This window comes from Sorangium aterium (assembly GCF_028368935.1).
GTDB classification, from domain to species: domain Bacteria; phylum Myxococcota_A; class Polyangia; order Polyangiales; family Polyangiaceae; genus Sorangium; species Sorangium atrum.
Genome location: NZ_JAQNDK010000001.1, coordinates 2,598,888 through 2,613,520 on the forward strand (window position 1 = coordinate 2,598,888; position 14,633 = coordinate 2,613,520).

Below are 14,633 nucleotides of genomic sequence, written 5' to 3' on the forward strand. Positions count from 1 at the left end.
CGCGAGGTCTCCACCGTCCCGATTGGCGGGCGTTTCCTTGTTCGACCTCGCGGGTGAGGCTCGATGCATACGCTTCGAAAGGTGTTTGCCGACAGGCCCCGGCGCGCTGCGCTCACGGCGCTGCCGCTCGTCGGCTCGCTCACGCTCGCGGGCGCTGCCGAGGCGCAGCAGCCGCAGCCGCCCTTCGGACCGCAGCCGATGCCGGGCCAGCCCGCGCAGCCGCCCGGCGCTTTCGGGCCCGAGCAGCCTCCCGCCCAGCCCGGTCCCTTCGGGCCGCAGCCCGCCCAGCCCGGCCCCTTCGGGCCGCAGCCCGCCCAGCCCGGCCCCTTCGGGCCACAGCCGGGCTTTCCGGGCGACGCTCCGCCGCAGTTCGGCCCGCAGCAGCCTGGCCAGCCGCCGCCGGACGCGAACTTCTCGTTCGGCGCGCAGGCGTCGGTCGGTGATCAGGGCCTCCAGGCCAGCGCGGCGGCGCCGAGGTCCACCGCGTGGGACGAGGAGGAGCGCGCGCTCTCCCTCACCGCACAGCCGAACCTGTGGGGCTCGACCGGCCTCCTCAGGACGTCGTACGCGGGCTCGGGCGCGCCGGGCACCTTCCGGGTGTCGTTCCTGCTCGACTGGTTCTCCACGAGCGGCTTCCTCTGCGATCCGGCGGAGTCGACGCTCGCCGGTTACCCGATCACGTGCGGTCCTGACGCGAAGGAGGACTCGGCGAGCCACGTCGGAGCGTTCTTCGCGCTGAACGCGACTCCCCTGCCCTTCCTCGAGGGGTACGCGTCGATCCGCACGTTCGCGAACGCGAACGATCAGGGTCGTCCGCGGCTGCTGCAGGTGCTCGGCGACACGACGTTCGGCGTGAAGGCGTTCACCCCGACGAAGATCGGCAAGCCGTTCTCCTTCGGCGGCGAGGCGCAGCTGCTCCTGCTCAACGGGACCGGCGAGGTCGGCCTCGCCGGCGGCGGCACGAGCGCGGTCTTCCGCGGGCTCGCGTCGCTCGATCTGCGCAAGCCGCAGGGCAAGGGGTTCCCGCTGCGGGTGAACGTGAACCTCGGCTACAAGCTCGACAACTCCGGCGTCCTCGTGGAGGAGGTCGAGAAGGCGCGCGCGAAGGCGTTCACGGACGGGCGCGAGCGGCAGCCGATCTCGCGGATTGAGCGGTTCGGGCTCGGCATCAACCGCGTCGACTTCTTCCAGACCCACCTCGGCGTCGAGGTGCCGCTGCCGAAGGTGCAGCCTTACCTCGAGTACACCCTCGACATCCCGGTGAACCGGCAGGGTTACGAGTGCCACACGAAGACCGTGTCGCGCGGCGACGTCTGCCTCGGGCTCGACGACTTCGCGTCTCCTGACCCGCAGAACCAGGGCGGACCGGGCTATGCCGCGGCGCCGTCGCGGCTGTCGCTCGGCGTGCGGGTGACGCCGTTCGAGAAGGCGTTCCGCGGGCTCTCCGGACACGCAGCGTTGGATCTCGGCCTGTCGGCGACCTCCGTGTTCATCGAGGAGGTCGCGCCGCAGGCGCCGTGGACGCTCTATCTCGGGATTGGCTATGCGTACGATACGAAGCAGAAGGAGCCGCCGCCGGCCCCTGCGCCGCAGATCGCCAAGGAGCCGCCGCAGCTCGTGCCGGCGCCGCAGAGCTTCGCGCGCGGCTTCGTGCACGAGCAGAACAAGCCCGACGCGGCCGTGGCAGACGCCATCGTGACGATCGAGGGCGCGGCTCAGCCGCCGTACGCGACAGGGCCGGACGGCCGCTTCCTCACGAGGCACCTCGAGCCGGGGACGTACACCTTCAACATCCGGGCGAACGGGTACAAGCCCGGCACCTGCCAGGCGACGATCCTCCCTGGCGGGGCGGCGCCGGGGCAACCCGGGGCGTTCGGTCCGCAGCCCGGCGCCTTCGGTCCGCAGCCCGGGCAGCCGGGCGCCTTCGGTCCGCAACCCGGACAGCCTGGGCCTTTCGGCCCGCAGCCCGGCGCCTTCGGCCCGCAACCTGGCCCCTTCGGTCCGCAACCCGGGCAGCCCGGCGCCTTCGGTCCGCAACCCGGTCAGCCCGGCGCCTTCGGCCCGCAACCCGGGCAGCCCGGCGCCTTCGGTCCGCAACCTGGCCCCTTCGGTCCGCAGCCGGGACAGCCCGGCGCCTTCGGTCCGCAGCCGGGGCAGCCTGGGCCTTTCGGCCCGCAGCCCGGGCAGCCGGGTCCCTTCGGTCCGCAGCCGGGAGGGCCCGGCGCTGCGCCGAGCCCGACACAGCCGCAGGGGCCGACGTTCGTGGACGTCGACTGCTCCCTCGAGGCGCTGCCCAAGACGGGCAACATCGTCGGAACGGTGAAGGACGCGGAGAGCGGGGACGCGGTCGCCGGCGCGACGATCCGGCTCGTCGACGCAGCGGGCCGCGAGCAGACGGCGACGGCCGACGGAAGCGGATCCTTCCGTTTCCCCGACCTGCCGGCCGGCGCCGTGACGCTCAAGGTCGAGGCGCAGGGCTACATGAACCACGTCAACGAGGCCGACGTCCGGACGAGCGAGGACACGCGCGCCACCCTCACGGTGAACAAGCGGCCGAAGATCTCGCTCGTGAAGGTGCTGGGCAACGAGATCAAGATCTCGCGGCAGATCCACTTCGAGACCGACTCGGCGAAGATCCTCGGCGACTCGAACTCGCTGATGGAGGAGATCGCGGACGTGCTCCAGCGGAATCCGAACATCCGCAAGGTCGAGATCCAGGGGCACACCGACAACACCGGCGGGCGTGAGCACAACCAGACGCTCAGCGAGGCCCGGGCGAACGCGGTGCGCGCCTGGCTGATCCGGGCCGGCGTGGACGGGTCGCGGCTGCTCGCGAAGGGCTATGGACAGGACCGCCCCGTCGCGCCGAACGTCACGCCCGCCAACAAGGCCAAGAACAGGCGCGTTCAGTTCATCATCGTGGAGAAGTGAGCCAGGTCCGCCGCCGGGCGGGCCCCGCATCCGGCCGCGCCTCGGCGTCGCTTGTCGGCGCCGGGGCGCTGCGATAGGGCACGCGCATGATCAAGCAGGTCGTCGCGACCGCGCTGGCGGTGGTCGTGGGTTGCGCGGCGCCCACCCCGGCGCCCGATGCCCGGCCAGCCGAGAGCGCCCGGCCCTCCTCGGTCGGCGCCGCGCCCACGGCGGCAGCAGCGACGCCAGGCGCCAGCGCGGCCGAGGCGGCGTCAGCGCCTCGGCCCGAGGACGCAGGCGCGCCGGAGCCGCCGCAGGACGGGGGCGGTCGCGCGGCCGAGGCGCCCGCGGCCGACGCGTCGCCCGGCCCAGGAGCGGAGGCGAGCGCCGGCGCCGACCCCAGCGCCGCGACATCCGCCCGCGCGGACAACAAGATCCTGCCGGCGCTCGAGAGCGAGGAGCTCACGGCGCGAGCCAGGGCGTTGTTCGACGCCATCGTGAAGAAGGAACCGGCGCTGGCCGACCCCTTCTGGTTCCCCAAGGAGCCGTTCATCCCGCTCAAGGACGTGAAGGACCCCGGCAAGTACTGGGACAACCTCCACGCCGCTTACGCGAACGACGTGAAGTCGATGCATCGGAAGCGCAAGAGCTGGGAGGGGGCGCGGTTCGTCGGCTTCGTGGTGGGGTCCAAGCCGAAGTGGGTGCCTCCTGGGGACGAGGTCAACAAGATCGGCTATTACCGGTCCTTTCACGGCAAGCTGAAGTACGAGATCGACGGGAAGCCGGCGGGCCTGGACGTCCACACGATCATCTCGTGGCAGGGCCGCTGGTACATCACGCACCTCGGCGACTTCAAGAAGCACTAGGCGTCCGCGCCCGTTCTTGTGGACGCTGCGCGGGCGCGCCGCCATGGTCTCCGCGTGGCGCCGCTCGTCTCCGTCTTGCTCCCGTACCGGCAGGCGGAAGCGACGATCGAGGAGGCGCTGGAGAGCGTGCTCGCCGAGCGCGCCGTCGACCTGGAGGTGGTCGCCGTGGACGACGGCTCGACGGACGGCGGCCCAGCGAGGGTCGCGCGCGTCGCGCAGCGCGATCGCCGCGTCCTCCAGATCGCGACGGGCGGCGTGGGGATCGCGCGGGCGCTCTCGCGCGCGGCGGAGGCGGCGCGCGGCGAGCTCCTCGCCCGCATGGACGGAGACGACATCTCGGTCGGCGAGCGGCTCGCGCGGCAAGCGGAGACGCTCCTCCGGGATCCGCGGCTCGGCGTCGTCGGGGCCCGCGTCGAGGCGTTCGCTGCCGGGCCGATCGGCGAGGGCATGCTGCGCTACGTCGACTGGCTGAACTCGATCGTCACCCCGGAGGACCACGCGCGGGAGATGTTCGTGGAGTCGCCGCTGTGCCACCCGTCGGTGACGCTCCGGCGGAGCGCGCTGGAGCAGGTGGGCGGGTTCCGGGAGGTCCCGTGGGCGGAGGACTACGATCTGTGGCTGCGCCTCGACGCGGCGGGCGCGCGGATGGCGAAGCTCCCGGAGCTCGGCCTGCGCTGGCGGCACCGCGAGGGGCGCGCAACGTTCGCCGATCCGCGGTACGCGATCGCGAGGTTCCTCGAGGCAAAGGCGCACTACCTCGCGAGGAAGCTGGGCCCGGCGCGCCCGGTGGCCGTGTGGGGCGCGGGAAAGACAGGCCGGCGGCTGGCGAGGGCGCTCGCCCGGAACGGCGTGACGCCCGCGCGGTTCGTGGACATCGACCCGCGCAAGATCGGCCGGATCGCGCAGGGCGCGCCGATCGTCGACCCGTCGCGGCTGGAGCGCGGCGCAGAGACCCTCGTCGTCGCCGTGGGCGCGCGAGGGGCGCGCGCGCTCATCCGCGGCCACCTCGCGGCGCGCGGCTTCGTCGAGGGCTCCGACTACGTGTGCGCCTCCTGAGCGAGCGCCGGGCGACCCTTTGCAACCGCGCGCTCTTTTGGGAGGATTCGATCCCACAGCGATGCGGGTCCCGGTGCTCACGAGCAAGCTCGACTTCCCTCCGCCAGAACGCGCGACCCCGGAGGGGATCGTGGCCGTGGGCGGCGAGGCCTCGCCGGAGCGGCTGCTGGCCGGCTACCGCCGGGGCATCTTCCCCTGGCCTCACGAGGGGCTGCCGCTCCTCTGGTTCTCCCCGGATCCGCGCTTCGTCCTGCCGCCGCGCGAGGCGCACGTCCCGCACTCGCTGCGCAAGCGGGTGCGCCGGGGCGAGATCGAGGTGCGGACCGATACGGCGTTCGAGCGGGTCATGCGGGCCTGCAGCGCCGCGCCGCGCCCTGGGCAGGACGGCACGTGGATCACCGAGGAGCTCGTCGCCGGCTACACGGCGCTGCACGCCGCCGGGGTCGCGCACAGCATCGAGGCGTGGTCGAGCGGCGAGCTCGTCGGCGGCCTCTACGGCGTGTCGCTGGGGCGGATGTTCTTCGGCGAGTCGATGTTCGCGCGCGCGCCCGACGCCTCGAAGATCGCGTTCGCGACGCTCCTCGGGAACCTCGTCGCCTGGGACTTCGCGCTGGTGGACTGCCAGGTGTACACGGACCACCTCGAGCGATTCGGCGCCGTCGAGTGGCCGCGCCGCGAGTTCCTCGGCGCGCTGAAGGTGGCCCTCGACGCCCCGACGAAGATGGGACCGTGGCGCTTCGACCTCGATCCCGCGCAGTCGATCGAGCGCCTCGTCTCGCGGTGATCGCGGCCGCGCTTCGGCCGCGCGCCGCTCGACCCCGCGCTAGGAGCGCTCGCCCGAGCCGTCCTTGATCTCTCGGAGCAGCTCCTCGATCCGCCGCTCGGCGTCGGGCCCCTCGTCGTAAAAGAAGCGCAGCGTCGGCACCACGCGCAGCCCCATCGTGCGGGCGACGTCCCTGCGCAGCCGGCCCGAGGCCGCCTCCAGCCCCTTGAGCAGGGCGCGGCGCGCCGCGGCGTCCTCCGCCCCGAACTCGTGGCGCACGTGGACCTTCGCGCTCTGCAGGTCGTCGGTGATCTCCACGCGCGACACGAGAACGCCGGCGATCCGCGGGTCACGCAGATCCCGGAGCAGGTTGGACAGGTCCTCACGGAGCCGCTCGGCGACCCGCGTCGCCCGCTTCACCACGCCGCTCATTCGTCGTCCTCTGCGTCCTCGAGCATGTCCGAGGGCGCTCCCAGATCTCCATCGTCACGGCCGAGCGCCTGCTCGATGCCGCCCTGCACCCCAGCGCCGCCATCGCCGAACGGCACGATCTCTGTCGCCCGATCCGTGAGGACGGCGTGCGGCAGCGACCCCGCCATCGCGGCCACGTCCGCGAGGACCTTGTCGCACATGACCGCCGAGTTCGAGACGACCGCGACGCCGAGCGTCGCCCGCCTCGGATCGTCGAGCACGCCGACCTCGGCGATCGACACGCGCATCCGGCTCTGCGCCCGCTCCTTCAAGGAGCGCACCACGCTGCGCTTGTCCTTGAGGGAGCGGGCCCCGACGATATCGAGACGGAGACGGAGGACGCCCACGAACATCGGATGAGGCTCAGAGCTTCGTCTTGACCTCTTCGATCTCGAAGCTCTCGATGATGTCGCGCTCCTTGATGTCCGAGTAGCCCTCGAGCGAGATACCGCACTCGAACCCCTCGACCACCTCTTTCACGTCATCCTTGAACCGGCGCAACCCGGACAGGCGACCCGTCCAGACCACGGCGTTGTCCCGGATGAGGCGCGCCTCGCCGGTGCGCTTGACCGAGCCGCTGATGGCCATGCAGCCGGCGACCGTGCCCGCCTTCGTGATCTTGAAGACCTGGCGGACCTCGGCGCGGCCGAGGACCTTCTCCACCTTCGTCGCGGGGAGGAGTCCCTCCATCGCGCTCCGGATGTCGTCGACGGCGTTGTAGATGATGTTGTAGAGCCGGATCTCGACGCCCTCGTTCTCGGCCAGAGCGCCCGCCTTGCCGGCCGGCCGGACGTTGAAGCCGACGATGATCGCCTTCGACGCGACCGCCAGGTTGACGTCGCCCTCGGTGATGCCGCCGACGGCGCCGTTCACGATCGTGACCTTCACCTTCTGGGTCGAGAGCTTCGCCAGCGCGTGGATGATCGCCTCGACCGAGCCCTGCACGTCGCCCTTGATGATCAGCTTGAGCTCGAGCTGATCGGCCTCCTGCAGGTTCTTCGTGATGGACTCGAGCGAGACGCGCGAGTCCTGCGGGATCAGCGTCTTCGACGCCTTCTTGCGCCGGGTCTCCGCGATCTCCTCCGCGGTCTTCCCGTCCTTGACGGCGTGGACGGGATCACCCGCGCTCGGCACCTCGTTGAGGCCAAGGACCTCGACGGGCGTCGCGGGGCCGGCCTCGGCGACGGAGCGCCCGAGCTCGTCGGTCATCGCCCGGACCTTGCCCCACGCGGCGCCGGCCAGGAGGATGTCGCCCGTGCGGAGCGTGCCGTCCTGGACCATGACGCGCGCGACCGGGCCGCGGCCACGATCGAGCAGCGCCTCGATGACGGTGCCGCTGGCGCGCTTCTTCGGGTTGGCGCGGAGGTCCTGGACCTCGGCGAGGAGCAGGACCGACTCGAGGAGCTGCTCGATGCCCTGCCCCATCTTCGCCGACACGCTGCAGAACATCGTCTCGCCGCCCCACTCCTCGGGCTGCAACCCGAGCGCGGCGAGGTCGCGCTTGATCTTGTCGGCGTCGGCGCCCGGCTTGTCGATCTTGTTCACCGCGACGATGATCGGCACCTTCGCGGCCTGTGCGTGCGAGATCGCCTCCTTGGTCTGAGGCATCACGCCGTCGTCGGCCGCGACCACCAGGATCACGATGTCGGTGAGCGAGGCGCCGCGGGCGCGCATCGCCGTGAACGCCTCGTGGCCCGGCGTGTCGAGGAACGCGATCGTTCCGCGCGGCGTCTCGACGCGGTAAGCGCCGATGTGCTGGGTGATCCCGCCGGCCTCTCCCTCGGCGACCGTGGCCTTCCTGATCCTGTCGAGGAGCGAGGTCTTGCCGTGGTCGACGTGGCCCATGACGGTGACGATGGGCGGCCGGATCTCGACCTCCTCGTCGGTTTCGGCCCCGGCCTGCATGGCCGCGGTCAACGTGTCCTGCTCGCTGACGGCCACGTCCTCTACGCTCCAGCCGAACTCGCTGGCGAGGATCTTCGCGGTCTCGGCGTCGAGCGTGCTGTTGATGTTCACGCCCGTCATGCCCATCGACAGGAGCCGCATGAGCACGTCCGTCGCCTTCAGGCTCATCTTCGCGGCGAGCTGCTGAAGCGTGACCTGCTCCTCGATCTTGATGACCTTCTTGTGCGAGGCCATCTCCTGCGTGGAGACCTGGACCGGCTTGCGCGGGAGCCCGCCTCCCGGGCGCGGCCGCCCGAACATCCCCGGGCGAGTGTTCCGACCGCCCATGGGCCGGCCGCCCGGACCGAAGCTGGGACCACCAGGGCGCGCTTGCTGGGCGTTGGCGCGCGGATCGTAGGTCGTGCGCCGCGCCGGCGGTGTGCCGGTGCGGGCAGCCGGCATCGTGACGCCGGGGCGCCCCTGCCATACCTCGATGCCGGTCTTCGGCGGCGAGGACGGGCGGCGCGGCGCCTGTCCCGGCGTGCCGGCCGGCTCTTCCGGCTTGGCCGCGGGGGTCGACACGGGCGGCGTGGTGGGCCGAGTGCCCGGGCGGGCCGCGGCCGGAGCCCCGGACCGCTGCGGCGCGGGCGGCGGCGACGTCGGCCGCGACGCCCCCTGCGCCGGAGCGGGCGCCGAGGGCGCGGCTTGCGGCCGGGCCGGCGCCTGCGCCGCGGCTGCTGCGGGAGCAGCGGCTGCTGCGGCAGGCGCGGTTGCTGCGGGCGCTGCGGCAGGCGCAGGCGCTGCGGCAGGCGCTGCTGCGGGCGCCGCTGCTGCGGGCGCTGCGGCAGGCGCAGGGGTCGGCGCGGGCGCGGCCGCCTGCGCGGGGGCGGCTGCAGGCGCCTCGGGCGCGGCCGCCACGGGGGCGGGCGCCGGTGCGGCGGCGGTGGCAGGCGGCGCCGCGACAGGCGGCGCAGGCTTCGGCTCGGGCGAGGTCACCTTCGTCTCCTCCGCGGCCGCGGACGCCGCGGCAGGCGCGGTTGCTGCGGGAGCGGGAGCCGCCGGGGGCGGCGGCGCTGGGGGCGCAGCCGCAACAGGCGGCATCGCCGGGGCAGGCGCAGTGGGCGCGGGTGCGGGAGCAGGCTCGCGCAGGCTCGCGGCGACGACCGGCTCGTGGGCCGGCGCCGAGGGCGCTGCGACGGGAACGGCGGGCGGCGGCGGAGCGGGGCGACGGGGCGGCGCTTCTTCCTGAACGGCGCGCTCGCGCGGCGGCGAAGCCGGAACGGACACAGCCGCAGGCCGAGAGGGCGCAGGCTCCGGAGCAGCGCGAACGGGCGCCTCCGACAGGTCAGGCCCGCGGCCCGGCGAGGACGGCTCGGGCTCGGCCCCAGGCCGGGCGCGGCGCTTCACGACCGTGGGGCGGATCCTCTCCTCCACCACCTCGGGCGACTTCTGCCGCTCGAGGTGTCGCTTCACCCGCTCGACGACGTCGGACTCGACGGCGCTCATGTGATTGCGCACGTCGCCTATACCCATGGACTGGAAGAGCGCGACCAGCGTCTTCTGGTCCATGTTCAGCTGCTTGGCGACCTCGTAGACCCGGACTTTGCTCATGCACCTCGCTCCACGTTAACCAATCCGCCTCACCCATCCGCGCGGGCGACGATTTGCGGCCACTCTGTCCACCGTCGAGGCGCGTCCGGTAGGACCGGACATCGCCGCCCTGCCCCCGACCGCGCCGCCTCCCCCCATGCCCGGCGCAGTAGCAAGAAGCCGACCGGACTCACTCTCCGGCCCCCGCCGCTCTTCGCGGCTGGTAAGCGCGCCCTGCGGGCTGCCGGGTATTCCCCCGACCTCCTCGGACGCCGCGAGAACCCCGACCCCGGGGCTTTCGCGCTCCACGCCCGACGTCCCCGGCTCGCGGCGACGCCGGAGGCCAGCATGGCCAGGCGGCGCCTTCCGTTGCTCGGGGCTCCCGCCTTCCTCTGATCGGGCGGCTGCATTGCGCGAAGGCCGCCCCCTGCGACCGGCGCCGCGGCGCGCATCGTCCGCGGCGTCCTCGCCTCGCTCGACGCGCGCGCACGTGTCCACGACGTGCGCTGCGTTCGCGACGGCAGCGGCGATCGGCGCCGCTGAGATCGCCATCACGGCAACGCCGCGCTCGCGCGGGCCGCCCACCAGGGCGCCGAGCCCCAGCTTGCTGCCCCACGCGACGGCGCGCCCTTCGGCGACGGCGCGCCGGACCTCCGGCAGATCCGCGCCTGCCGCCGCGTCGCACGCGACCAGGACGAGCGCGGCTTCACCCCGCACGCACGACCCCACGACCGCATCGGCGCCGATCGCCGCGCTCTGGGAGCGGACGGCGGCGCGGATGAGCCCCTGGAGCCGGCGCTCGGTCGCCTCTCGGATCGCCCGCGCCAGCGAGACGGTCGTGAGCGGCTCGACGCCCTGCGTGGCCTGATCGCCGGCGCCCTCGGCGCCTCCTCCAGCGGCCCCCACGATCGCGTGGACACGTCCCTTCGCGGCGCGGGCGAGCCCCCGGGCGACCGCCGCCGAGAGGCAGTCCTTCCGCGGGTGCACGTGTGCGCCCCGCCCAAACCCGCCGTCGCCGGGATCGACCGCGATCACGCCGCCAGGACCAAGGATGAGCCGGACGAGCGGACGAGCGCCGCGGACGTCGTCGACGCCGACGCGCTCCCCGCAGCCGACGCACGTGCGCACTCGCCCCTTCTCGAAGGGCTCGCGCTCACCCGCGTCGCTCTGTCTGCTCACCGCCGATTCCATCCTCGATCCTCTTCCTCCCCGACAGCCTATGCGTGCCTCGCCTCTACAGCGCGACGAACGTCCGCCCGCGCCGCATCGAGCACCTTCTGCTCGCTTTCAACGAAATCCCGCGCCCCCTGCTTGATGGCGCGCGCCTTCTTGATGCCGAGGCCGGTGCGGATCGCCAGCCGATCCTCGTCCTCCCGCAGCACGTCCTCGACGCTGCGGTACCCGGCCTCCTCCAGCAACACCACCGTCCGATCGCCGACGCCGCGGATGAACATCAGCCGCTCGCGGTCGGTGAGCGGCTCGGTGCGTGAGCTCGCCGAGCGGATGCGCTCCTGCCGCAGCCGCTCCATCGTCGTGTCCGCCTGCGACTTGATGCGCTCGGCGGCCTCGGCGCCGCCGAGGCCCGGGATGGCCGCGAGCTCCTCGACCGAGGCCTCGCTGACCTCCTCGAGCGCGCGGAAGCCGAGCCGATACATGGACTTGGCGATCTGCTCCGTCACCACGTCCATCTGCTGCAAGGCGGAGATCGCCTCTTCTTCCATCTGCTTGAACTTGGTCTCGCTGATGATGTCGAGCTTCCAGTTCGTGAGCTGCGCGGCGAGCCGCACGTTCTGGCCCTTGCGCCCGATCGCGAGCGACAGCTTCTCGTCCGGGACCACGAGCTCCATGCGCCCGTCGGCCTCGTCGACGATCACCTTGTGCACCTCGGCCGGCTGGATCGCGGCGATGACGTAGCGCGCCGGATCCCGATCGAACGGCACGATGTCGATCTTCTCGCCGCGGAGCTCCTGGACGACCGCCTGCACGCGCGAGCCCTTCATGCCCACGCACGCGCCCACCGGGTCGACGTCCGCGTCGCGGCTGGTCACCGCGATCTTCGAGCGGGCGCCCGGCTCGCGTGCGACCGACACGATCCGCACGATGCCCTCGTAGATCTCGGGGACCTCGGCCTCGAAGAGCTTCTCGACGAGCCGGGGATCGGAGCGAGAGAGGATGACCTGCGGGCCGCGGGCCTCGCGATCGATGTCCTTCACGTACGCCACGATGCGGTCCCCGGGCCGGTACGTCTCGCGCGGCGTCTGCTCGCGGAACGTGAGCACGCCCTCGGTGCGGCCGATGTCGACGATGATGTTGTTGCCCTTCTCGAACCGCCGCACGATGCCGCGGATGAGCTCGCCCTTGCGATCCTTGTACTCGTTGAAGATGAGATCGCGCTCGGCGTCGCGCACGCGCTGCAGCAGGACCTGCTTCGCCGTCTGCGCGGCGATGCGCCCGAAGGTCGTGCGGCCGTGCTTGAGCTTCAGGATGTCGCCGTATTCCTTGTCCTGATCGCGCGCCTTCTCCGCGTCCTCGGGCCGCCAGAAGACCTGGAAGCCGAGCTCCTCGCCCAGGGTCGCGTCCAGCTTCAGCTTGTCCACGTCAGTGATGGAGATCTCGCGCTCCGGCTCCGTCACGGCCTCGACCACGGTCATGTACTGGAAGAGGTCGATCTGCCCGGTGTCCTCGTTGAAGCGCGCCTCGAGCTCGCGGGTGGGGCCGAAGACGCTCTGCGCGGCCTTCAAGATCGCGGCCTCGATCGTCTCGACGAGGATCTTCTTGTCGATCCCCTTCTCCTTCGCGACCTGATCGAGGATGCTGCCGAGGCTCGTCTCCGAGGTCGGCATCGCTGCCATCGTTGCCATGACGTCCCTGTCTCCTGATCTTTCTTCTCTCTACTTGCGCTTCTCGGAGCCGCGCTCGCTCCGCTTTGAGCCCGACCGCGGAGCCGCCTCCGCGAGCTGCCTGATCTGCCCCGACTCCTTAGCGGGCTCCTTGCCCTGCCGCTGCCCCTTCTTGGCTTTGGGCTGTGACGGGAGCTCGAAGACGAGGCGCGCCTCCACGACATCCGCGAACGGGACCGCGATCCGCTTGCCATCGACCAGCACCGCGACCTGCCCCTCCGGAGCCTCGAGGAGCTCGCCCCGGAGCAGCCGCTGGCCGTCCGGCGCGGGGCGCGACAGCTTCACCTTCGCCGTCCTGCCGAGGAAACGAGCGAACTCGGCCGCTGTACGCAGCCGCCGATCGAGGCCAGGAGAGCTGACCTCGAGGTTGTAATGGTTGGGTATGAGATCCTCGACGTCGAGGACCGATGAGACGTCGCGCGACACGTCCGCGCAGTCCTCGAGCGTGACCCCGCCGCCCGCGTCCTCCACGCCCTCGCGTTCGATCGTGAGCCGCAGCGTCCAGCCCGCCCGCTCCCGCTCCGTGGTCCACTCCAGATCGACGAGCGTGACCCCGTGCGACGCGAGCACCGGCGCGACGGCGTCGCGGACGCGCCCGAGATCGAACACGGCTCTGGTCGAAGGCTCCATGGGTTGCTGCATGTGAGAGACGTCACCCTCGGCGGATCCGGGTCCTCCTAGCGCGATCGGCCCCGAGCGAGGGTGCCCGGTACCACTGCGCCAAAAAAAAAGAGCCGATTCCCCGAACTGGGAACCCGGCTCGCGGATCCGCCTAGTTGTCGGCGGACAACCTAGTCGAATGCGGGCCTTCATGCAAGGGGGGATACGGGCAAACCGCCCCTGCGCGGCCGGGGATCTCCCGCCGGTTCATCTTCGCGTTTTTCGCGTCTTCGCGGCGTCTTCGCGGCGGCCTGCGGCGCGTCAGCGCCGGAGCGCTCCCCCGCCGCGCGGCAGTCGCGACAGCCTCGCGTCGCGCCCGCCGGGTCCCTCGAGTTACGCCAGATTCGGCAGCGCGACGATATCCACGTGCAGGACCTCCTCGAACGCCGCGATTTCCTTCAGACAGGCCTCGCTCGGCCGGCCGGAGACGCGCATCTTCGTGCAGGTCGCGGTGGCCCCCTCGAAGACGGTGTTTGAAATCTCCTCGATGTTGATCCCGTGGCGCTTCATGACGCTGAGCGTGTTCGCGAGGACGCCGACCTTGTCCATCATCCGGACGACGACCGCGTAGCGGGCGGGCGACGTAGCGCAGATGTTGACCACGTTGGGCAGCTCCTCCTCCGTCATGAAGGCACGGATGATCCGGGCCGTCTCGAGGGCCACCGCGCGCTGGGCCTGCTCCGTCTGCGCGCCGACGTGCGGGGTGCCGTAGACGAGCCCTCGCCCGAGGAGGTGCGACTCGAACGGCGCCGAGCTCTTGTCAGGCTCGGTGGCGAACACGTCAAGGCCGACCCGCAGCCCCTTGCGCGGAATGAGCTCCTCGAGCGCGGCGTAATCCATCACCTCGGGGCGCGCGGCGTTCACGACGATGGCGCCGTCGGGGAGCGCCTCGAGGACGCTCCGGCTGACGATGCCGCGCGTCTGCGGGGTGGCCGTCAGATGGACCGTGAAGATGTCAGAGCGGGCAGCCAGATCTTCCAAGGTCCGGGCATAGCTGACGTCCAGCTTGGCAGCGCGGCCCGGCGTCAACGAGCGCGACCAAGCGTGCGGCTCGAGGCCGAACGCGCGGGCGCGCAGGAGCACCTCACGGCCGATCGCGCCGAGCCCCGCGATCCCGATCCGCCGACCGAACAGGCCCCGGGCCACCGAGTACTTCGCCTTCTCCCAGCGGCCGGCCCTGAGCTCCGACGTCGCATCGACCAGGCGGCGGTCCAGCGCGAGGATGAAGGCCATCGTCAGCTCTGCCACCGCGGTCGCGTTCTTGCCGGGACAGTTCGCCACGTAGATGCCGCGCGCGCTCGCGGCCGCGACGTCGATCGTCCCCACGCCGACCCCTGCCCTCACGATCAGGTTGAGCTGCCGCCCGGACGCGATCGCCTTCGCCGTGACCTCCGTGGAACGAACGACGAGAATGCCGATCCCGTCGAGGGCCGCCGGCAGCGAGTCTCTGGTGAGCTCCGGCCGGGACTCGATCTCGATCCCGAGCACCTTGAGCTCTTCCAGAGCCGAGAGGTCCATCTTATCGGCTACTAG

The 14,633-nt window shown here is 72.0% G+C and carries 11 protein-coding genes; 4 read left to right on the forward strand and 7 right to left on the reverse strand.

Annotated features, from left to right (window positions below; all coding sequences use genetic code 11):
- Positions 1-63 precede the first annotated feature (63 nt).
- The 4 genes from POL72_RS09475 to aat all read left to right on the forward strand — a co-directional run bounded on the left by POL72_RS09475 (position 64) and on the right by aat (position 5,616).
- A complete protein-coding gene (locus POL72_RS09475; protein WP_272094715.1) occupies positions 64-2,931 on the forward strand; it encodes a carboxypeptidase regulatory-like domain-containing protein in 2,868 nt (955 codons plus the stop codon).
- A gap of 86 nt (positions 2,932-3,017) precedes the next feature.
- Positions 3,018-3,776 carry a hypothetical protein gene (locus tag POL72_RS09480; protein WP_272094716.1) on the forward strand — a complete coding sequence of 253 codons (759 nt, stop codon included), beginning with the start codon at positions 3,018-3,020 and terminating at the stop codon, positions 3,774-3,776.
- Positions 3,777-3,830: 54 nt separating this feature from the next.
- Complete coding sequence (locus POL72_RS09485; RefSeq protein WP_272094718.1) at positions 3,831-4,832, forward strand: glycosyltransferase; 1,002 nt, start codon at positions 3,831-3,833, stop codon at positions 4,830-4,832.
- 61 nt (positions 4,833-4,893) lie between these two features.
- Positions 4,894-5,616, forward strand: coding sequence for a leucyl/phenylalanyl-tRNA--protein transferase (gene aat / locus POL72_RS09490; RefSeq protein WP_272094720.1), 723 nt, complete (start codon positions 4,894-4,896; stop codon positions 5,614-5,616).
- 39 nt (positions 5,617-5,655) lie between these two features.
- Here the strand turns inward: aat and rbfA are convergent, their stop codons facing one another.
- From rbfA to POL72_RS09525, 7 genes are all read right to left on the reverse strand, one after another.
- Positions 5,656-6,027, reverse strand: a complete 372-nt coding sequence (rbfA, locus tag POL72_RS09495; protein ID WP_272094721.1) for a 30S ribosome-binding factor RbfA — start codon at positions 6,025-6,027, stop codon at positions 5,656-5,658.
- Positions 6,024-6,419 carry a DUF503 domain-containing protein gene (locus POL72_RS09500; protein WP_272094722.1) on the reverse strand — a complete coding sequence of 132 codons (396 nt, stop codon included), beginning with the start codon at positions 6,417-6,419 and terminating at the stop codon, positions 6,024-6,026. The genes rbfA and POL72_RS09500 overlap by 4 nt, the downstream gene beginning before the upstream one ends.
- 10 nt (positions 6,420-6,429) lie before the next feature.
- Positions 6,430-9,561: a translation initiation factor IF-2 gene (infB, locus tag POL72_RS09505; RefSeq protein WP_272094723.1), complete on the reverse strand. Its 3,132-nt coding sequence runs from the start codon at positions 9,559-9,561 to the stop codon at positions 6,430-6,432.
- A 15-nt stretch (positions 9,562-9,576) separates the two neighbouring features.
- The gene (locus POL72_RS09510) at positions 9,577-10,719 is read right to left on the reverse strand and encodes a YlxR family protein (protein ID WP_272094724.1); all 1,143 of its coding nucleotides are present in this window, start codon (positions 10,717-10,719) and stop codon (positions 9,577-9,579) included.
- 38 nt (positions 10,720-10,757) lie between these two features.
- The gene (nusA, locus tag POL72_RS09515; RefSeq protein WP_272094725.1) at positions 10,758-12,401 is read right to left on the reverse strand and encodes a transcription termination factor NusA; all 1,644 of its coding nucleotides are present in this window, start codon (positions 12,399-12,401) and stop codon (positions 10,758-10,760) included.
- Positions 12,402-12,431: 30 nt separating this feature from the next.
- Positions 12,432-13,070 (reverse strand): ribosome maturation factor RimP, encoded by a 639-nt coding sequence (rimP, locus tag POL72_RS09520; RefSeq protein ID WP_272094727.1) that lies wholly within the window; start codon positions 13,068-13,070, stop codon positions 12,432-12,434.
- Positions 13,071-13,433: 363 nt separating this feature from the next.
- On the reverse strand, positions 13,434-14,618 hold the full coding sequence (locus POL72_RS09525; RefSeq protein WP_373372165.1) for a phosphoglycerate dehydrogenase: 1,185 nt from the start codon (positions 14,616-14,618) through the stop codon (positions 13,434-13,436).
- Between the last annotated feature and the right edge of the window lie 15 nt (positions 14,619-14,633).